Annotated in this window: 18 protein-coding genes and 1 riboswitch; all 18 genes read right to left on the bottom strand. The window is 38.1% G+C overall.

Translation table 11 applies throughout. The features are described from left to right. Positions 1-64: 64 nt before the first annotated feature. A complete protein-coding gene (gene spoIVA / locus PQ479_RS01585) occupies positions 65-1,543 on the bottom strand; it encodes a stage IV sporulation protein A (protein ID WP_047989328.1) in 1,479 nt (492 codons plus the stop codon). Between the two features lie 293 nt (positions 1,544-1,836). After that, positions 1,837-2,562 carry a hypothetical protein gene (locus PQ479_RS01580; protein WP_047989329.1) on the bottom strand — a complete coding sequence of 242 codons (726 nt, stop codon included), beginning with the start codon at positions 2,560-2,562 and terminating at the stop codon, positions 1,837-1,839. A 33-nt stretch (positions 2,563-2,595) separates the two neighbouring features. Further along, positions 2,596-2,802, bottom strand: coding sequence for a DUF2768 domain-containing protein (locus PQ479_RS01575; RefSeq protein WP_047989330.1), 207 nt, complete (start codon positions 2,800-2,802; stop codon positions 2,596-2,598). A gap of 312 nt (positions 2,803-3,114) precedes the next feature. Further along, positions 3,115-3,381 carry a stage VI sporulation protein F gene (locus PQ479_RS01570; protein WP_047989331.1) on the bottom strand — a complete coding sequence of 89 codons (267 nt, stop codon included), beginning with the start codon at positions 3,379-3,381 and terminating at the stop codon, positions 3,115-3,117. A gap of 74 nt (positions 3,382-3,455) precedes the next feature. Then, complete coding sequence (locus PQ479_RS01565; protein ID WP_047989332.1) at positions 3,456-4,499, bottom strand: NAD(P)H-dependent glycerol-3-phosphate dehydrogenase; 1,044 nt, start codon at positions 4,497-4,499, stop codon at positions 3,456-3,458. A gap of 47 nt (positions 4,500-4,546) precedes the next feature. Continuing rightward, positions 4,547-5,182: a glycerol-3-phosphate 1-O-acyltransferase PlsY gene (plsY, locus tag PQ479_RS01560; RefSeq protein ID WP_047989333.1), complete on the bottom strand. Its 636-nt coding sequence runs from the start codon at positions 5,180-5,182 to the stop codon at positions 4,547-4,549. A gap of 18 nt (positions 5,183-5,200) precedes the next feature. Continuing rightward, positions 5,201-6,514 carry a ribosome biogenesis GTPase Der gene (gene der / locus PQ479_RS01555; protein WP_047989617.1) on the bottom strand — a complete coding sequence of 438 codons (1,314 nt, stop codon included), beginning with the start codon at positions 6,512-6,514 and terminating at the stop codon, positions 5,201-5,203. A 133-nt stretch (positions 6,515-6,647) separates the two neighbouring features. Continuing rightward, positions 6,648-7,331, bottom strand: a complete 684-nt coding sequence (locus PQ479_RS01550) for a YphA family membrane protein (protein ID WP_053070430.1) — start codon at positions 7,329-7,331, stop codon at positions 6,648-6,650. Positions 7,332-7,740: 409 nt separating this feature from the next. Then, positions 7,741-8,796 (bottom strand): type 2 isopentenyl-diphosphate Delta-isomerase, encoded by a 1,056-nt coding sequence (gene fni, locus PQ479_RS01545; RefSeq protein ID WP_047989334.1) that lies wholly within the window; start codon positions 8,794-8,796, stop codon positions 7,741-7,743. Positions 8,797-8,812: 16 nt separating this feature from the next. After that, positions 8,813-9,970: a 30S ribosomal protein S1 gene (gene rpsA, locus PQ479_RS01540; RefSeq protein WP_047989335.1), complete on the bottom strand. Its 1,158-nt coding sequence runs from the start codon at positions 9,968-9,970 to the stop codon at positions 8,813-8,815. A gap of 80 nt (positions 9,971-10,050) precedes the next feature. Further along, a complete protein-coding gene (locus PQ479_RS01535) occupies positions 10,051-10,638 on the bottom strand; it encodes a lysophospholipid acyltransferase family protein (RefSeq protein WP_047989336.1) in 588 nt (195 codons plus the stop codon). Next, positions 10,639-11,313: a (d)CMP kinase gene (cmk, locus tag PQ479_RS01530; RefSeq protein WP_047989337.1), complete on the bottom strand. Its 675-nt coding sequence runs from the start codon at positions 11,311-11,313 to the stop codon at positions 10,639-10,641. Positions 11,314-11,813: 500 nt separating this feature from the next. Next, positions 11,814-13,166 (bottom strand): germination protein YpeB, encoded by a 1,353-nt coding sequence (ypeB, locus tag PQ479_RS01525; RefSeq protein WP_047989338.1) that lies wholly within the window; start codon positions 13,164-13,166, stop codon positions 11,814-11,816. A gap of 18 nt (positions 13,167-13,184) precedes the next feature. Then, a complete protein-coding gene (gene sleB / locus PQ479_RS01520) occupies positions 13,185-14,072 on the bottom strand; it encodes a spore cortex-lytic enzyme (RefSeq protein ID WP_047989339.1) in 888 nt (295 codons plus the stop codon). Between the two features lie 651 nt (positions 14,073-14,723). After that, a complete protein-coding gene (metH, locus tag PQ479_RS01515) occupies positions 14,724-18,170 on the bottom strand; it encodes a methionine synthase (protein WP_047989340.1) in 3,447 nt (1,148 codons plus the stop codon). A gap of 39 nt (positions 18,171-18,209) precedes the next feature. Continuing rightward, positions 18,210-20,042, bottom strand: coding sequence for a bifunctional homocysteine S-methyltransferase/methylenetetrahydrofolate reductase (locus tag PQ479_RS01510; RefSeq protein WP_047989341.1), 1,833 nt, complete (start codon positions 20,040-20,042; stop codon positions 18,210-18,212). Next, positions 20,039-21,163, bottom strand: coding sequence for a methionine biosynthesis PLP-dependent protein (locus PQ479_RS01505; protein WP_047989342.1), 1,125 nt, complete (start codon positions 21,161-21,163; stop codon positions 20,039-20,041). The genes PQ479_RS01510 and PQ479_RS01505 overlap by 4 nt, the downstream gene beginning before the upstream one ends. Before the next feature lie 102 nt (positions 21,164-21,265). Continuing rightward, positions 21,266-21,367: riboswitch (SAM riboswitch) on the bottom strand. An 87-nt stretch (positions 21,368-21,454) separates the two neighbouring features. Next, positions 21,455-21,619, bottom strand: coding sequence for a hypothetical protein (locus PQ479_RS01500; protein WP_273716720.1), 165 nt, complete (start codon positions 21,617-21,619; stop codon positions 21,455-21,457). Positions 21,620-21,621: the final 2 nt, after the last annotated feature.

The following is a 21,621-nucleotide window of genomic DNA, read 5'->3' as shown; positions in this document are numbered from 1 at the left end:
CGCAAAGAGGAATTCCTTAATTAACGGAATTCCTCTCCATTTAAGCAGGCTTTGCACACTACAATTAAAGAATAATCGCGATTAACCCTCCAGAACCTTCATTAATAATTCGCTCAAGTGTTTCTTTTAATTTGTAACGTGCATTTTCTGGCATTAACGATAATTTAGCTGATATTCCTTCACGAACAATAGAATTAAGGGAACGTCCAAAAATGTCAGAGTTCCAAATTGATAATGGGTTTTCCTCAAAGTCCTGCATCAGATAACGAACTAACTCTTCACTTTGTTTTTCCGTACCAATTATCGGAGCAAATTCTGACTCAACATCGACTTTAATCATATGAATAGATGGTGCAACTGCTTTTAAACGTACACCAAATCGTGCTCCCTGACGAATAATTTCTGGCTCATCTAAGCTCATATCTGACAAGGCAGGCGCTGCAATTCCATAACCCGTTTGTTTGACCATTCTAAGTGCTTCGGAGACTTGATCATATTCGGACTTAGCATGAGCAAATTCTTGCATCAATTGAAGCAGGTGGTCTTTTCCACGAATCTCAACTCCGACAACTTCCTTCAAAACTTGGTCATATAAATCATCCGGGGCATATAAATCAATTTCAGCGATACCGTGGCCCATTTCAATGCCAGCAAGCCTCGCATCATCAATAAATTCGAACTCCGAAAATTGACCAACAACCCGGTCTACATCACGTAATCGTTTTATATCATTAACTGTTTCTCTCACTGATTCTTCATAACTTTGTCTTAACCAATGCTCCTCATGTAAGACCATCACCCAGCTAGGCAAGTTCACATTGACTTCATGTACAGGAAACTCAAATAATACTTCCCTTAATACATTATTAATATCTTGATCGGTCATACTTTCAATACTCATCGAAAGAACCGGAATGTCATGTTCTTCAGCTAATCCACGACGTAATTGTTCTGTATCAGGGTGAAACGGTCTCACACTATTTACAATCATAATAAAAGGCTTACCAACTTCTTTTAATTCTTCTATAACTCTCGTTTCAGATTCAATGTAATCATATCGTGGGATATCTCCTATCGATCCATCCGTTGTGATCACAACACCAAGTGTTGAATGCTCTTGAATGACCTTTCGTGTTCCTATTTCAGCCGCTTCTTGAAACGGAATTGGCTCCTCATACCATGGTGTATTAATCATCCTTGGGCCATTTTCATCTTCATACCCTTTAGCTCCTGGAACCGCATATCCCACACAATCAACGAGCCTAATGTTCACATCAAGTCCATCGTCCACGTGAATCGATACCGCTTGATTTGGAACAAACTTCGGTTCTGTTGTCATGATGGTTTTTCCTGCTGCACTTTGTGGTAGCTCATCCTGTGCTCTTACTTTCTCAGACTCATTAGTAATGTTCGGGAGTACGACGAGCTCCATAAATTTTTTAATAAATGTCGATTTCCCCGTCCTAACTGCCCCTACTACTCCAAGATAGATATCACCGCCTGTTCTTTCGGCAATATCTTTAAAAATATCAATCTTTTCCACTTGATCCCCTCCCGATCATGTAAGGATTTGAAATGTATCGATTCCGTCTAATCTTTGGACACTATCATTCTATGATGTTGTCCTACGAGATATGACAAACGTTTCAATCGAAACATTCATTTACTTTTTGCCGAAAAGGGGATGCCGAAGAATTGGCACAAAAAAGCCCCTTCCAATCCTATATATATCAATTGGTAAGGAGCAATAGACCATTTTTTTAGTCTTTCATAACATGAATTGTTATTCTTTTTTTACTAGTAAGTATTAGCCTCGATTACTCATACTTCCTAAAGCTAGCGTTCTAAGCTCATATCATATTGCGGTTCGCCATTTTCATCTAACGAATATGGAATGGAACGATTCGGTAAAAAATACGTATTTTCTACTAGAATAGAACGAATGTCTTCACCTTCAGAGAAATCGTGTTCAAATTCATTTAAGGCCATATTTAAATCAATCCGATAGTCAATAACAATTTCTCCGCTATTCAGTATTAATAATGGTAAAAACGTATCATAATATGGACTTTGCACATGTGGTTCACTCGTAAATCCTAATTTTTCATAGTCTAGCTTGAATAAACCTTGATCGAGAATTTCTGCAACAGGTGGATACGTATGTTCACGCATATAATCGTTAACTTTCGATTGAAATTCTTGAATTTCTCGCATCGTCCTTAAATCAATAACGCGAGCCTCAATCTCATCCTCGACGTTCCACAGCGCATATTGATAAACGCCTCCATTTTCAAATGCCGTAGCAGGAGCTTGCTGTAAATACCTTGGAACTAGTTGATTAAAATCAATTATATAACGTTGAAATTGTGGGGTTCCTTCGTCAAATGTCCGAATGGGAAGAACCCCACTATCTTCTTGAAACCTTTCTGCAGCCATTCTAACCGCATCAAGTTGATCAGGATAACTTAATTGATTTTCCACTCTATTTTCATCAGGATAAAAACACCCTGTTAGGTATGTAGCTAATATAAGTATACAAGTAAGCATTAAACCTTTTTTCATTTGATCCCGCCTAACTTTATTCCTCAAAATGTTTTAGTCTGCTATCGCAGTTGGTCCACCAAACACAATAATAAAGACGATTAAACCCGATACACATAAACAAATAAAGGAGAAAGTAAGAACTACCTTTTGAATAAAACCTTTTAATTTTGTTCGACTAACTAGAGCTGTCACGACTGATATAAACATAAGTATCATCGCAAAAAAAGAAACATACATATTCAGCATTGCTTGAGACATGCCAAAAAACCTCCTCAATCAAAATATGACCAAATAAATTATAGCATACAAAGAGTCATAAAGATAAACGGAATAAAAGCTTGTCTACCAATAATACGACAATTTTGTGACATGCATAAAGACTTAATGCACAGCAGAAACTATCGACGATATGTACAACTTTTAAACAAAATAAAAAAGTTGAAGAAGCGGGGCACACTTCTTCAACGTAACTAAACCCTTCGAGAATAAAGCCCTATTTATAATGTTCGTTCTTTAAAGTATATGCAACTCCGATGAAGTTGCGTTCAGCATCTGCCTATTAAGAGACACCTATTTTTTATTGAACATTTTTGCAAGAGAAGAGAAATCAGTTGGAACATTATTCTGCAATATCGCTTGCACAAGCTGGTCTTCTTTTTCCTTTGAAACCGGTTTGTTTGCAATTTTAGCAACTTGACTAATTAGCTGCCTAACCGTTGCTTCATCTTGAAGATTTGCATGACTAACTGAATTCGCCAATTTAAATAATTGGTCAGGTCTTACATTCGTTTTCTTTTGGACATTGTCCATAAACGAAGGATCATTCTTTTGAAACATTGCGCGACCTCCTTCATACATAGTGTCAATCCTATCCTATGCAAATATCTAGTGAAGGTGCACATCCTAACTATTTAGTACTCGTTATCTGTTAATGTATAATTAGAAATTGCTTCAACCTCATGCTTTTTGACTCTGCCCATTAACTCCTCAGCCGCTTCTTGTGGCGTTACATTCTCAAATAACACCTTAAATAAAGCAGCTGTGATTGGCATCTCTACATTTAATTTTGTTGCTAATTCATGGGTCGCTTGGGTCGTTCTTACCCCTTCAACAACCATACCCATTTTCTCTAAGACCTCATCTAAGGTCATACCTTGACCTAACATATGACCACAACGCCAATTTCGTGAATGAACACTTGTACATGTCACAATTAAATCACCTAGACCAGACAATCCAGAAAAAGTTAGTGGCTTTGCCCCTAGTGCCACACCTAACCTAGCCATTTCTGCAAGCCCACGTGTCATAATCGCCGCTTTTGTATTATCACCAAAACCTAGTCCATTTGTTAAACCACATGTTAAAGCAATAATGTTTTTAATAGCTCCACCTAACTCAACACCGACTAAGTCTGGATTTGTATATACTCTAAAATTTTGATTAATAAAAAGATCTTGCACTCTTTTGGCCGCTTCAATGTTTAAAGATGAGCTTGTGACTGTTGTCGGCTGTCGTAAGCACACTTCCTCTGCATGACTCGGCCCAGACAAAACAACTATATCTGCTAACTTATTAGAGTCCGCCATTTCTTCAGCGATCATTTCAGAAATACGTTTATGTGTTTGAGGCTCAATCCCTTTACTAGCATGGACGATCGTTGCTTTTGTCGTTAATAGCTCTCTTAACTGTTGAACAGTCGAACGGACGGCTTTCGTTGGAACGACTAAAACGATATCTTCCATACCAGCAACCGCTTCACGTAAATCGGTTGTACCTACAATGGATTTTGGTAATTCAATTTCAGGTAAATATTGTTGATTTGTATGTTTTTCATTGATCTCATCAATCTGTTCCTGCCTTCTTGCCCAAAGCATTACGTCATGACCATTATCTGCTAATACGATGGCTAATGCTGTACCCCAGCTCCCAGCACCAATTACCGCAACTTTTGACATATTGATCATCTCCTCGTTTCATTTCTCTGATGCACTTCATCCACTTCTCAACTTGCTGAACTTTTTTGACCTATCTTACTTTCAGTTCCGTTAAAAATTCGTAAAACATTCGTTCTGTGTCTCCAAACGGAAAGAACAGCAACAACTAAGGTTAAATAAATAAATACGTGAGGATACTCTATATACGGTAACAAAAGAAAGGTCGATACTGGTGTTAAAAGCATGAATAATAAGGATCCTAAGGATACATACCTTGTAAATACAATGCTGATAATCGCAATAATTCCAGCTATTAATGCTGGCCAAAAAACAAGTGTTGCTAACACACCTATCGTGGTTGCCACACCTTTACCACCTTTAAAGCGATAATAAATCGGCCAATTATGGCCTATAATTGCCGCTAAACCAGCTGCCACCGGAAACCATGCTGACCAACCAAGCTCAGTACCAGCTATCCAAAAGCCTAACCATACAACAACTACGCCCTTAAATACATCCAATGCTAAAACAGCTAAGGCTGGCCCTAACCCTAACACTCTTAAAGTATTTGTTGCTCCAGCATTTCCACTTCCATGCTGACGGATATCCACCTTTTTAATCTTTTGCGCAATAATATAACTAAAACTTATTGACCCTAATAAATAACTGATAATAATGAGTAAGACTAATAAGATACCCTCCATATTCTCCCCCAAAATAAGTTAATCGTTCTTTTTACGTGTCAATATTTTGATTGGCGTTCCTTCAAATTCAAATGTGGCACGTAAGCGGTTTTCTAAAAAGCGTTGATAAGAAAAATGCATTAACTCTGGCTCATTGACAAAAAACACAAAAGTTGGCGGCGAAACGGCCACCTGTGTCACATAATTAATTCGTAGACGCTTCCCTTTATCGGTTGGTGTCGGATTCATCGCCACCGCATCCATGACAACATCATTTAACACATGTGTCGGTACTCGAAGTGTGTGATTTTCGGCCACTTCATTTACTTTTGGTAAAACAAATTGTAAGCGTTGCTTCGTTTTTGCAGACAAAAATAACACAGGTGCATAACTTAGGAACAAAAATTCATCTCTAATTTTTTGTTCGAAGTTTTTCATCGTCTTATCATCTTTCACAACGGTATCCCACTTATTAACGACAATAATGACGGCTCTTCCTGCTTCATGCGCATAACCGGCAATTTTTTTATCCTGTTCAATAATTCCTTCTTCTGCATTAATGACAATTAATACAACTTTAGAACGTTCAATTGCTTTAAGCGAGCGTAGAACACTATATTTTTCAGTTGCCTCATACACTTTACCACGCTTACGCATTCCTGCAGTGTCAATCAATACGTATTTCTGATCATCTTTTGTAAAAGGTGTATCGATAGCATCACGTGTCGTTCCAGGAATATTAGAAACAATTACCCGATCTTCCCCGAGTAAAGCATTCACAAGGGATGACTTTCCAACATTCGGACGGCCGATTAAAGAAATACGGATCGTTTCTTCATCGTAAACCTCTTCTTCATCCGGTGGGAAATGCTCAACTACAGCATCTAATAAATCGCCAAGTCCTAATCCATGAGCACCTGAAATAGGGTATGGTTCGCCAATACCTAAAGAGTAAAACTCATATAACTCTTCACGCATTTGCGGGTTATCAATTTTATTAACGCCTAAAATAACTGGTTTTTTTGACCGGAATAACAGCTTCGCAACCTCTTGATCAGCTGCTGTTATCCCTTCTTTACCATTCACAATAAAAATAATTACTTCAGCTTCTTTAATCGCAAGTTCTGCTTGTTCTCTCATTTGCACAAGTAGAGGTTCGTCACCTAGTTCAATACCACCAGTATCAATGAGGTTAAAATCTCGATTTAACCATTCCCCTTTACTATAAAGCCTGTCTCTTGTTACACCAGGCATATCTTCTACAATGGCAATTCTTTCTCCGACAATTCGGTTAAATATCGTTGATTTCCCGACATTCGGACGACCTACAATAGCCACAACTGGCTTCGTCATAGCGTCACGACCTTCCTTTTTAAACTTTACCTTAATACGAATCGTTTCGTAACTCATTCATTCTACTAAAAGTTGCCACACTTGTACACAACATTTATTGAAACGTCATGGAATCCACATGATTGTAGGTAACCTATTGGGCATCGATTTTAATACTTTGCTGTCGTTGTAGCTGTTTGAGTTGTCTTCTTGAAGTAATTAACGGCCAACTTGAAGCAGGAACACTGCTTTGATTTGTTTGTGGTTGGAGCAAACGAAAAGCTGTATCTAATACATATTTTATAAGACCTACTACTAAAAAAGCAATGACAACATATGCGAAAGCATCCCAAAATAACATTCTTCCGATTTCCGCCTTCCCTACTAACCAAAATCGGACAATTCCACTAAAGCATTCTCCCTGAATTAATCCAAGTAAAGCTGCTATGAGCCGATCTTTGATTGTCCCCAAAAGAAAAAAGGCGAAAATAAATGAAATACCAGCTAAATAAATAGGGTGAGCAATAAATAAAACGACAGGGTCATAAATCGTAAAAATATCGAATGCTGTATAAGCACTAGCTAAGAATGTTGTGAGAATAAATAAGTACAGCAACTTCCCCGGCCGATAATGAAAGCACATGTAGGATAAAATTAGTAATCCAAAAATAATCCCCAAACTTATATTCAAGTCGCCCATTTTTACATGCTGTGGCATACAAATAATCACGATGAGAATGGACATCGATAGCCATGTTCGTTGGGTTGTTTTTTTAGATATAAAAGTATAAAAAGCCCAAGCTAACCATGACACCCAATAAAAATAAATTCCTTCCATCATTGAAACACCTTTCTGAACAGCCATTCTATGAATAAATGACTCTCTTATCTGATAGATCCATTATCGACAAAAGTTAGATTTTTTAGTCAGCTTGAAGCGAACTTACGGTGCTCGTTTTGGAAAGGATAATATAGAAACGGGATTGTCCGTTCATTAGCACGAATCCCATGAAAAAACACGTTTCCAATAACTTACGTTACATTTTCTCCATTTTGTATTGGTACTACTCCTCTTTTCTTCAACTCTAGATGCCTTTACTCCACTAGTATTGTTACTAATTCACTTTTCCTATACCTCCGTCACATCCTCCACTAGTGATTTTACTACATCCAAAACTCCCTTAATTCTTAGCAAAAAAGAACGAGAAGCCCTCAATAGCTCTCGTTCTCATTCGTTATTATTTTTATCATGTTCGACTCTTAAGAAAATCATGTAATGGGAAACCACGTTGTTGACTCCAATTTAATGTTTCACCACTAATGGTAATCGGTACTTGTTGAAGCTCTTCTATAGAAGAAACCCCTAAGGCTAGCATGATAAGGCGCATTTCTGCTTTCAGATCCTGAATCTCTTGAATGAGTGCCTCAGGTCCTTCACTCATTAATAATTGCAGGAAACGTCCAGCAAATCCACCTGCCTTTGCTCCAAGAGCCAGACACTTCGCTAAATCACTCGACTGCTGAAGACCACCTGAAGCAATGATTTGACATTTATTCCCGACAGATTGAGCTTCTAGTAATGAACTAGCCGTCGTGATCCCCCAGTCATTAAAGATGTTCAGTTTGCGTGTACGCCGTTTATTTTCTATCTTTGAAAAATTGGTGCCCCCATAACCACCAATGTCAATGATTTGTACACCGACATTAACCAAGGATTCAATGGTTTCACGGCTCATACCGTAGCCTACTTCTTTTATAATAAGTGGTACTTCAACCTTTGTAACCAGTCCCTCAATCCGTTTTAATGTTCCACTAAAATCACGGTCACCTTCTGGCATTACTAATTCTTGAATAACGTTAACATGAATTTGTAAGGCATTAGCTTCAATCATTTCAACCGCTTTTCGAGCTTGATCTACTGTAGCTTCTGCTCCTAAGTTAGCTATCAAAGTCCCATTTGGATATACTTTTCGAACAATACGATAACTTTCCTCTTGACTCGAATCTTTTAGTGCTGCCATTTGTGAACCAACGGCCATGCCGACATTTGTCTCTTTTGCCACATCAGCTAGTTGTTGATTGATATTAACCGTCTTTGTTCCCCCACCACCTGTCATCGCATTGATAAAAATCGGCGAACTTAACAAAAGTTCACCGATTTTTGAGCTCATATCTATTTGTTCTATATTCCCTTCTGGAATGCTATTATGTACGAAGCGAATATCGTCTAAACCATTTGAACGATTATGGCCCATTTCATATGCGTGAAGGAGATGGTCTCGTTTTCTTTTTTCGCGGGACAATCGCCATCACCTCTTTTTACTTTGATTTTAAATTCTTTAATTGATCGCCAATCCTGTCTGCTAAAGAAAAGCCACTAGATTCTTCTTCCTTAAATTGCTCATATTCAGCATAATGATCTTCCTTTGTATCTTCTTCTAATAAAGCACGAATACTAAGGGAGATACGTTTTTCTTCTAAATTAATATCGAGCACTTTCGCCTCAACTTGTTCACCTTCTGTTAAAACTTCTGACGGAGTACCAATATGTCGATTCGCAATTTGAGAAATATGAACAAGACCCTCGACACCATCAGCAACCTCAATAAAGGCACCAAATGATACTAAACGCTTGACAGTTCCATCCACAACATCTCCTTGTGAAATGTTTCCTTTAATATTTTCCCATGGTCCTGGCAAAGTATCTTTGATTGATAGTGAGACTCTTTCACTCTCTGAATCAACAGATAGAACCTTTACTTTAACTTGTTCTCCTTCTTTTACAACTTCAGCAGGTGTTTCTACACGATGGTGTGCCAATTGAGAGATATGAACTAACCCATCAACACCTCCTAGATCAACAAACGCACCAAAACTTGTTAATCGTTGCACAGTACCTTCAATAATTTGTCCAGGAATAATTTCTTGCAAGACTGACTTCTTCTGACTTTCTGCTTCTTCATCAAGAACAGCCCGTTGTGAAAGAATGAGTTTATTATTTTCCTTATCAAGCTCAACCACTTTTAGACGTAGTGTTTCTCCTTTGTACTTAGAAAAATCTTCTACATAATGGCGCTCTACAAGTGAAGCTGGGATAAACCCTCTTACGCCTAAATCAACAACAAGTCCACCTTTTACCACTTCTGCAACAACGGCTTCAATCACATCATCATTAGAATAAATCTCTTGCAATGATTCCCATGCTTTTTCTGATTGAATCGCTCTTTTTGATAAAACTAGTTCATCATCTGTTAACTTTATGACCTTTAATTCTACTTCATCATCAACCGTTAAAACATCTGCCACTTTCTCGATATGCAAACTAGATAATTCACTAATAGGTATGATGCCATCTTGCTTATAACCAACATCCACAAATGCTTGCTTATCTTCAATTTTTGTTACTTTTCCCGTTACGATTGTACCTACTTCAAATGCCTTCATACCAGCTAATTCTTGATTCATTTCGTTGACCATGTCTGCTCCTCCTTCAGTCATAAAACTTTTAATTAATATAATCTTTATGATGAAAACCTTCACAACAATAGTGAAAGGGGTTACCGTGATGTATGTTTAACTAATAACTTTTGGATTTCATTCATGATAATTTCAGTCGCTTGCTCAGCGTTAATCTTTTGTTCCCGATAAGTGGAAAAATCTATTGGTTCTCCATAAACCATTTTAACTGGGTTAAATTTCTTATAAGGACCAATAACAGCACACGGTATAATTACCGCGTCCGATCGTAAAGCAAAAAATCCAGCTCCAGCAAGTCCTTTCCCTAAAGTACCATCTTTACTACGCGTACCTTCTGGGAATAAGCCCAATACTTTTCCGTCACGTAATAATTGAATCGATGTTCGTAACGCTTGTTTATCGCCCATCCCTCTTTTTACTGGAAAAGCACCTAAACTTGTTAAAAGTTTATTTAATAAAGGCTTTTCAAACAACTCCTGCTTGGCCATATAATGAATAGGACGCTTAATATACGCTCCGAGTAAAGGGGGGTCAAAATTGCTAATATGATTGCTACATAATAAAACGCTACCCTCTTTAGGAATATTCTCTTCTCCTTCAATTTTCACTTTGTAAAAAGTAGAAAGTACACAGCGACAAGCAAATTGTCCAAATTGATAAATGCCCATTTACGAAATTCTCGCTTTCGCTAATTCTATAATCGCCTGAACGACTTCTTCTATAGATAAATGCGTTGTATCTAATTCTTCCGCATCCTCGGCTTTACGAAGAGGTGAGACTTCTCTTGTTGAATCAAACTGATCACGCCTTGCTATGTCAGCTTTTAGTTCTTCAAAATCAGAAGGCATCCCTTTTTTCACCTGCTCCTCATGTCTTCTTTGGGCTCGCTCTTCTACAGATGCTGTTAAGAAAACCTTTAATTGAGCATTTGGCAATACATGCGTACCAATATCTCGTCCATCTAGAACGACTTCACCAACCTTTGCCAGTTCTCGTTGACGTTCAACCATTTCTTCCCTAACAGCCTGATGACTCGAAGCTAATGATACATTCTGATTCACTTCATTTGTGCGAATTTTATCGGTTACATCTTCTTGATTAATCAAAACTTTGGATACTTCTTTTTCATTAACAAGCTTAATATTTAATGTATCTAGCAATGTTCTCATTGCGTTTTCATCATGTAAATTAACTCCTTGTTGGAGGGCAGAAAAAGTAAGTGCTCGATACATGGCACCAGTGTCTATGTATAAAAAAGAAAGCTTTTCTGCAACTAATTTGGCGACCGTACTTTTTCCTGCACCTGCAGGTCCATCAATCGCAATGGCTAAACGTTCATTCATTCAATTACACCTCATCCATTTTAAACAAAACAATCTCATAAGCTGCTTTGATTTCACTATTTCTATATTTTATCATATTCTTAAAAGGTGGTCTAACGTATATATTGAAATTACTTGAATCCTTTTACTTATTTTTTTGAATAATGCGTGATATTTAGTAAATTTTTGTATGAAAGTGTACTTAGGAGCGATAGTTTGTGCCTTGAAGTTAGCTGGTCATCTTTGTAGGTGGTCGAGGTAGGTTGGCTTCCTTCATTAAGAAGTTTTACTTTTGACTGACTGGTAGGATACTTTTGCAGGTGTTGGCCACCGTTCTCTACGCTAGGATTCGTACTTTGTTTCTTTTTGGGCAGTGGTGCCGCCATTCTTAGCTCTGTTATTACAGCATGCAAACACCTCAGTTTTTTGGCTAGGTTACTATAATGAAATAAAGCTTGTTGATTTCTCGATTTTAGCCGAGGGGATCAACAAGCTTGTTTTTTTAAACAATTGGTACAAAATTATGATTTATAGTTGTGCATAACTTCTGCTTGTGGCATTCTTTCAACTTTTTCTTCATCACCATTGTCTGCATTGATGAAAATACGGTAAGTTTCATCATTTAATAAAGCATAAAACTCATAACATAAAACTTCTTCACCTAAATCATTTTGAATTAAACCAATTTGATCTTCCATTACTTCTAAATGTTCATTAAGACTTTCCATCGCTTCCTCTTTAGTTAATTTCGGAGAAGCAATCTCTCGTTCTTTATGGTTAATTAAATAGTCTTTCGCTTCGTAACCAATAATATCTCCTTCGTCTAATGCTACCTCGACTACGAGTGAATCTGGATAAATCCGATAATCATCTTGTACGTACACAAAGTCAAGCATAGCGATGGAATCATATTGTTCACTGTTAACAAGTTGCATATTTTCAAATCCTTGTTCTTCTAAATACGCTTGTGCTAACTTTGAAGCCTCATTTAAACTAACATTAACCTCACCGATGTCACGAGCTTGCATAAACCAAATCGGATGCCCTCCGTGTACACTTATGTCCATATAATAGTTTGCTTTATGATGGGGGTCATCAATTGACAATGAATAAGCTTCATATTCTAAGCCATCACCTGACTCTTCGACCAAAAATGTTGCGTTTTCATTAAAATCTAGATACTTAGAAGCAATGTCTTTCGCTTCCTCTTTCGTAATTCGTTTTCCTTTTAGAGCCTTTTTTAATTGACCATTCAAATCCTTCATCGAGGCATTTTCAGGCCCCCATTCCAGCTCGCTATAACCTTCAACAGTTTTATTCATTACTTCAAAATGTGATAAAACGGTATTGTCTTTAGGCTCATATTGGGCAACCATTTCTTTTTCAATATCTAACCAACGATGACCATCAGCTAAGACCTCTGCCTGAGTTTGCCTCATCTCCTGCCTAATATCTTTGGAAACATGATAGAGATTTTCTAAATTCTCATACTCTTTATCCGTTAGAGGCTCATCATCTAAATCCCTTATCGAAGTTCTGTATGCCAATTTGCTTAGATTATATAGAAATTCCTCTGTTTTTCCGATATCCACATTCGTTAAAGGTAATTGACCCATTTCTTCCTGAGCAAGGCTCGTTACTCTCCATACTTCTGCTAAAGATGGGGAAAGTTGATTTCTACTACTCATAGCGAGTGTTGCCCCTAATTGATCTTCGATTTGATCTAAATGATAGGTTAAATCATGAAACGCTCGTTGATAGTTATTTTCCGCTTGCATCGCAACCATGTTTTTTTGTCCTTGTTCTTGAAAAGCCCAATAACCTGTTGCAATCAGTGCCACACTTAGCAAGCCAATAATCACATTTTTTACCATATCGCCACCTCCTACTTTTTAATGACAGAAAATATGTTGTCCAATTTTCTTAATTTGAGGTCTAGACCAAATCCAAGCTGAAGTTGCCGTATCAGGGTTAAAATAATACAATGCATTCCCACTTGGATCCTGTCCGTTTATAGCATCTAATACTGCTTTTCGTGATTGTTCATTAGGGTCAAGCCAAATTTGTCCATCAGCTACTGCTGTAAAAGCACGTGGTTCAAAGATAATATCATAGACTGTATTTGGGAATGATGGACTGTTTAATCTATTTAAAATTACCGCAGCTACGGCTACTTGCCCAATATATGGCTCACCTCTCGCTTCGCCATATACAGCTTGTGCCATGATTCTAATATCATTATCTGAAAAACCAGCAGGTACGTTCGTTGCTTTATCTATTGTCGCTTCATTGTCCTGTTCTGCGGGGGTTCCAGGTGTTGGCGTTTCAGTTTGTCCACCACCAGTACCACCGCGGCCTCCTCCACCATTGGAGCTACCGCTTGGACCACGCTGCTCAGATTTTGGTGTTCCACCGTAGTGAGTAAATTTTCTTCCTTCATTAATAGATTGTTGAACATGTTCTCGATTATAGTTTGTTGAAGCAACGAGTTTGTCTTTCATCGTTGGTCCCACTAAACCATCAATATCTAAACCAAATTCATACTGGAAATTTCGGACGGCCCAATATGTACCCCACCCGAAGACACCGTCAATTTTTCCATTGTAGTAACCGATATACTGTAAACGCGCTTGTAATTCAACGACATCCTCACCCGTTGCTCCATGCTGAATGACTTGTTCAGAGAAAGCATATGTCTTTGTTTCTTCTCCTAAAAGACAGAAACACGCAATGATTGATGAGAACAGTATTAGATTTCTGTAATTGAACAGACGACTCATGTTGTGATATCCTCCTTAGCTGATTGTCTAGGTTAATCATTCATTGATAATACTTTAATGGTAGTGTCTATCATCTTCCTTTTTTTATGCAATCGAAATATAAATTTACAAATTATCTATTATTGTTTTTAGGGTAGAAATAAAGCTTTTGCTAGTGGTGGCTAGTTGTGTGGTACACTAAAACGAGTACTATCCAGATGGTGGGGCTACTTCGAAAGGGGAAAAAACTTAGAACCTTTATTGAATAAAAAGCCCGCAGTAAAAGAGTGAAACAACACTTTGATTGTTGATATTGATGAATTTATTAGCCAGTCATCATGGAAGTTTTTTTGTACGTATACTTCTTGCGACTCCTTATCGTGATAAATTTGAAAAAAATAAAAAGTAACTGAACTATTTAAAAATAGTTCAGTTACTTTTTTCATTTATGCTTAGTTGTGGATAGATCTTTATTTTTAGAACCTTTATTTCATTAGGCTGCTTCTGATCAAAAATAATTAAATTTAAACATGATCCGCTCTATTTCCCCTAAATTACAAAAGGAACTTGCTCATGCAATTTCCTAAAAAATGGTATTTTTCATTCCTGGGGATCCTTTTTTATCGATGTATTCAATTCATTATTTTAAGCCACTATGAGTGATTCCCAGCCTTACATCACATTAAAATACCGTCCCTCCGGATGGGCAAACACCATCGCAGTCACACTTGCTTCTGGTTCCATCATAAACCCTTCCGTTAGTTCAATTCCTATGTCCTCTGGTTGTAAGAGTTTGAAGAGCTTTGCTTGGTCTTCTAGGTCTGGACATGCCGGATAACCGAAGGAGACGCGGACGCCTTGATATTTTGCCGCAAATCGTTGTTCCATTGTAAAGTCAACGGGATCTGGGAAGCCCATCTGATCACGCATTAATTGATGGACACGTTCTGCAAAACCTTCCGCAGTCTCTAATGCTGCCGCTTGTATGAGATGACTTTCTAAATAATCACCCGAATTCTTGGCCCATTCCGCCCATTCACGAACACCTTTACCTGCTGTAACAGCTAAAAATCCAACATAATCAACCTCTTCACTGTTAGAAGGGCGAATATAATCAGCTAAGCAAAAGTAAGGAGCTTTTTGTTGGCGTGGGAATGTAAATGTTTCAATAATTTGTTTGTCTGTTTCATTATTATATATATAAATCGAATCGCCCTCTGATTGAGCGGGGAAAAATTGATACATCCCATTTAACTGAAGTAGTTTTTCTTTTTTAGCTCTAGCCATAAACTGATCGACTCGTTCCTTAAGCTGAAGCGTACGTTCATCTCGTTCAGCTACTAATCGCGAAATATTACCCTTTAGACCAAGATGCCTTCCTAATAACATTTGCTCATTTATATAAGGCTCAATATGGGACAATTGATAGTCACGTAAAATGTGACGTTGTAAGTCTGCCGGCTTATATATAGGAACATCTAATGAAATTTTCGAGCGTTCTGGTAAAATGGCTGTAGTCTGGCGTTGTGGCTTCCGTTCTCGAACTAAGGCTTTTTTGGCACGGCTTTCCTGTAATTCCTCAACCATTACCTCTTGCTCACCTGGCTTCACTAAACGGTTTGCCAACTCTAATCCGTACATCGCATCCTGGGCATACAAAACAAGACCATCATATTCAGCAGCAATTTTTGTATCGGTAAATTTACGAGTCAGTGCAGCTCCGCCAACCAATATAGGGATCGATATATTTTGCTGTTTCAAATCCTGAGCCGTCAACACCATTTGTTGGGCCGATTTAACAAGCAATCCAGATAAGCCAATTGCATGTGGCTTTTCCTTTTTGACTGCTTCAATAATCTCATTAGAAGTAACCTTAATCCCTAAATTAATGATTTTAAAACCATTGTTACTTAAAATGATTTCAACTAGATTTTTACCAATGTCGTGGACATCTCCTTTTACCGTAGCCAATATGATTTTTCCTTTTCCGTTATCGTCCCCTTCTTTTTTCTCCATAAACGGCTCAAGATGGGCAACAGATGCTTTCATCACTTCTGCACTTTGAAGCACTTCAGCTACGATTAATTCATTGTTATTAAAAAGCTTACCCACTTCATCCATACCAGTCATTAAAGGACCGTTAATGATATCTAGAGGATCGTCATATTTTTGCAGTGCTCGATCAAGGTCTACAGCCAAACCCTCTTTAGTCCCTTCTACAATATAAGCAGCCAATCTTTCTTCTAACGAAAGTTGCGAAACCTCTTTTTTCTTTTCTGTTTTTTTACCACGATAAAAAGCAGTAAAAGTCGCTAACGTTTCATCTGTCGTTTCAAATAATAACGCATCAGCCATGTTTTTCTCTTCTTCGGAGATCGAGGCATAGCGCTCTAGTTTCTCGGTATTAACAATGGCATAATCTAAGCCGGCCTGTGTGCAGTGATATAAGTAAACCGCATTTAAAACCTCACGGCCAACCGGTGGTAAGCCAAATGAGACATTTGAAACACCTAGTATCGTTAAACAGTCTGGTAGTGCCTCTTTAATTAACTTAATCCCTTCAACGGTCGCATTAGCTGAACCAATGTATTGTTCATCACCCGTACCAACTGGGAAAACAAGTGGGTCAAAAATGATATCGCGTGGATTCAACCCATACTTGTGAACAAGAAGATTATGCGAGCGTACCGCCACCTCTAGTTTACGTTCAGCCGATACAGCCATCCCCTCTTCATCAATAGTGCCAACAACAACCGCAGCTCCATAATTTTTAATTAAAGGTGCGATTTTTTCGAACCTTTCTTCCCCATCTTCTAGATTAATTGAATTAATAATCGCTTTACCTTGTGAATAGGTTAAGGCTTTCTCGATCACGAATTCATCCGTAGAATCTATCATTAAGGGTACTTTTATCTTATTAATCACGAATTTTAAGAAGTTTTCCATATCCTCTAATTCTTCACGATCAGGGTCGGCTAAGCAAATATCAATTACATGGGCTCCCTTTTTCACTTGAGCTCTGGCAATTTCGGATGCTTCTTCATATTTCTCGTCAGCAATTAATCGTTTGAACTTTCTTGAGCCAATGACATTCGTTCTCTCCCCTACAAATAACGGTCTCATACTGTCATCGTAAAGAAGTGGTTCTATGCCAGCAACGGCGTGTTCATGATATTCCTGCTTCACTCTCGGATCTGCTTCTACGAGCTCTTTTCGTAAGACTTCAATGTGTGCCGGTGTCGTTCCACAACACCCTCCCACCACATTAATCCAGCCTTTTTCTGCAAAAGCCTGTAGTTTTTTTGCTAGTGATAGAGGTGATTCGTGATAATGCCCTTCCTCATCTGGTAAGCCTGCATTAGGATAACAGCTGACATAACCTGTTGCAAGTTCAGATAAAGAACGAATATGGTCTCTCATAAATTCCGGCCCTGTTGCACAGTTTAATCCGACAATAAGTGGGTTCATATGTTCTAATGATAAATAAAAAGCTTCAATATTTTGTCCAGCTAACGTTGTGCCCATTGGCTCAATCGTTCCTGATATCATCAGAGGGAGTTCTAACTCCAGCTCTTTAAAGGCTTTTTGAATCCCTAAATATGCCGCTTTAACATTACGCATATCCTGACTCGTTTCCAATAACAGTAAGTCTGAACCACCACGAATCAAACCACGTGCTTGAATATAATAAGATTCAATTAATTGTCCAAATGTGGTACCACCTGTCACAGATAATGATTTAGTCGTCGGGCCCATCGCCCCGGCAACAAATCGCGGCCAGGAAGGCGATGAATAGTCTGCCGCTGCTTTTTTGGCCAATGTAGCTGATAAATAACTTAGTTCCTCCGCTTCATGACCTAAATCATAATCATCAAGAACTAGATCCGTTGAGCCAAATGAATTCGTTTCGATAATATCAGCACCCGCTTCTAAATAGTCACGATGAATGCTCTCAATCACATGAGGTGCCGTCTTATTTAAATATTCATTACACCCTTCAAACTCTTCCCCGCCAAAATCATCTGCTGTTAAGTTGGCATCCTGCAACATCGTTCCCATTGCACCGTCCATAATGAGAATCCGCTTCTTTAGTTGTTGTTCGATTAATGATTTTGTCATCGTCCATTCTCCTAACCCTACTACATTTTCAGTCTTTATTTAGATTCCTTTAACGAATGATTTCTCTTTTATATAATTTGTTAATTCAATCGTCATTTCATATCGTAGAAATGGTGTGATTAAATAAATACCGTTAAAATATTCTGTCGCTGCATCGATAAGGTTTTTAGCAATATTTATACCTTCTCTCGTAGACTTTTCCTTATCACCGTCACAACTTTTCATCGTTTCGCGAATTGAGTCGGTCAATTTAATGCCGGGTACTTCATTATGCAAAAATTCAGCATTTCTAAAGCCTGTCAATGGCATAATTCCAATATAAATAGGCTGAGTAATATGACTCGTTAAAGATGCGAGCTCGATAATTTGCTGTTCATTATAAATCGGTTGGGTCATAAAATAATCAGCACCACTATCAATTTTTTTCTCCATTCGGGCAACAGCCTTATCCAAATGGCGTACATTCGGATTAAAAGCAGCACCTACCGAAAAGTTTGCTTTTTGACCTAAATCCTTTCCTGAAAAAGAAATGCCCTCATTTAATTGCTTAATCATCGTAATGAGCTGAAATGATGTCATATCATACACAGAAGTAGCACCTGGAAAATCACCAATTTTAGTTGGGTCACCTGTAATCGCTAAAAGATCATGTATTCCTAATGCATGTAGACCCATTAAATGTGATTGAAGCCCGATTAAGTTTCGATCTCGACACGTGACATGAACGAGTGGTCTCGCTTGATAACGCTCTTTCATTAGAGAACCTAATGCCATGTTGTCAACTCGAGGTGAAGCTAATGAATTATCGGCTAATGTAACAGCATCAACACCCGCATCTGTCAGTGCCTTAGCCCCTGTCAAGAACTTCTCAATCGATAATTTTTTCGGCGGATCAAGCTCGACAATAATGGATGAGCGCTTTTGTACAATATCTGGTAATGTTTCTCTTGCTGGAGGCTCTTCTTTTCGAATCGATACCGGTATCTCTTTCGTCTTTACTCCAATTCTTGCAACAGGTTGATAGCTCTTCGCAATAGCAGCAAAAGCTTGAATTTGTGCCGGCGTTGTCCCACAACACCCTCCGATCAATCGAACCCCCTGTTCAATAAAAGCCCTACCCATTTCGGCGAAATAATCTGAATTCGATTGATAGTAATAACGTCCATCACGAAAATCTGGCAAGCTAGCATTTGGATAAACAGCTAAATAGGCTTGCTCTGAAATAGTCAGTGTTTCAATCGATTTTAACATATGGAATGGTCCCATTCGACAATTCAAACCAACCACATTCGCACCAGCTTCAATTAATTGTTCATAGACTCTATCTAACGTAATTCCACCTTGCATAACACCAACCTCACCAATTGATACGTTGACAATTAAAGCTTGATCGGTTAATTTTCTCGCAAGTTGGGTCGCCATTAAAGCTTCTTCAAAGTCATAAAACGTTTCTAAAAGTAACCCATCGACACCTTCCTTAAGCAATTCATTCATCTGTTCAAAAAAAGCCGACTTAATTTCTGCCAATGTCCATTCTTCCGTTGAATAACGTCTAATCCCACCAACTGTGCCTAAAACATAAATATCCTCGTTGGCTAATGCCGAAGCAATCTGAACTCCAGCTTGATTAATTTCTTTAACTGATTGAGCTAGCCCGTATTTTTCTAGCTTTAATCGATTTGCTGCATAGGTGTTCGTTTGAATAACAGTAGCGCCAGCATCGATATAAGCTTGATGAATATGAGCGACTTTCTCAGGAGCTGAGAGGTTTAACTCTTCAAAACATTGGTCAATCCCTTGCTCATATAATAACGTCCCCATTGCCCCGTCACCGACAAGAATTTCTTTTTCTAACCTCTCGATTAAGTTCAAACGCTCTCCTCCTTCACTAGCTCGGCTGTTTTTGCAAATGCTTGCTCTAAATCATCAATTAAATCCTCATGATGCTCAATTCCTACTGAAAAACGTAAAAGGCGATTACAGACACCATTGGCCACGCGAATCTCTTCCGGAATATCCATATGAGTTTGTGTCGCAGGATACGTCATTAAACTTTCTATACCACCTAAACTTTCTGCAAATGATATCAATTGTAGCTGTTGTAAAAATGGATTGACCATATTTTCATCGAATATTCTGAATGAAAGCATCCCACCTTTACCTGCATAAAGAACGTCTGTTACAAGTTCATGCTGCTCTAGATAACGAACAATCGCTTTTGCATTTTCCTGATGCTTTTGCATTCTTAAAGATAAAGTTTTCATTCCCCGAATAAGTAACCATGAGTCAAACGCTGGTAAGGTGCCGCCGATCCCGTTATGGTAGTAACCAATTTGTTCACATAATTGGTCCCCTTTTGCTACAATGAGTCCAGCAATTAAATCATTATGTCCACCGAGATATTTTGAAGCACTGTGAATGACAACATCAGCACCATCTACTAAAGGTTGCTGTAATAAAGGTGTTAGAAATGTATTATCAACAATTAATAGAAGATTATGTCTTTTCGATATTCGAGCTAGTTCTTGAATTGATACTTCTTGCATCAATGGATTCGTTGGTGTTTCAATAAAAATCGCTTTTGTACTTTCTGTAATCGCATTCTCTACTTGTTCAAATTGTCTTGGGTCTACATATGTAAATCTAATCCCCCATTTTTTCCAACCTTGTTCAAACAATCGATAAGTTCCGCCATACAGATCACTTGAACAAATAATCTCATCACCTTGTTCAAAAAGTGAAAATACCGTCTGGATTGCAGCCATACCAGAGCTACAAGCAAAACCTTTCTCACCTTCTTCTAATAAGGCAATCGAATTTTCTAATACTTCTCTCGTTGGATTCCCTGTACGTGCATAGTCATACCCCGTCGACTCACCAATACCAGTATGTCGATAAGCTGTCGATAAATAAATCGGTGTATTAATAGTCCCTGTTTTATCATCTAATCGATTTCCTATTTGAGCCAATGTTGTTTCTAAATGCTTATTCATACGCTCCCCACTCCTTTTATCGCCATCATTTGTATTTGTGCTAAAACAAAAACACCTTCTTCAAAAATTAAGAAGAAGGTGCAACATTTATCATACAACCCCTTCTTATCTTTCAAGCATAAGCTTGATGGATTTAGCACCTGACCAAATTGGCTGGTTGCTGAGACTTCTTCGGGCCATTCCCTCCATCTCTCTCGATAAGAAAACAAAAATATATTCGATTAAAAAGATAAAAATTGTATTGAACTAAAATTACAATAATTCTAACATAATTGCAAGGGTTTTTTATCTTTATTTTTCGGGGATTGCATCAATGTGTAAATTCGTTTCATTTCCACAAACACAACGCTTAAAACCTGTTTCATACTGTCCTTCCACATTGCGTTTTCCTCGTAGGATAAATTTTTCGCCACATTTCAAGCAACGAATCGTAATTAAGTAACGGTGGTTATCCAACT

Origin of the sequence: Alkalihalobacillus pseudalcaliphilus (genome assembly GCF_028610675.1) — a bacterium.
Lineage (GTDB): Bacteria > Bacillota > Bacilli > Bacillales > Bacillaceae_D > Alkalihalobacillus > Alkalihalobacillus pseudalcaliphilus.
Note: the sequence above shows the minus strand (reverse complement) of the source record. Positions and strands in the feature narration are given on the sequence as shown.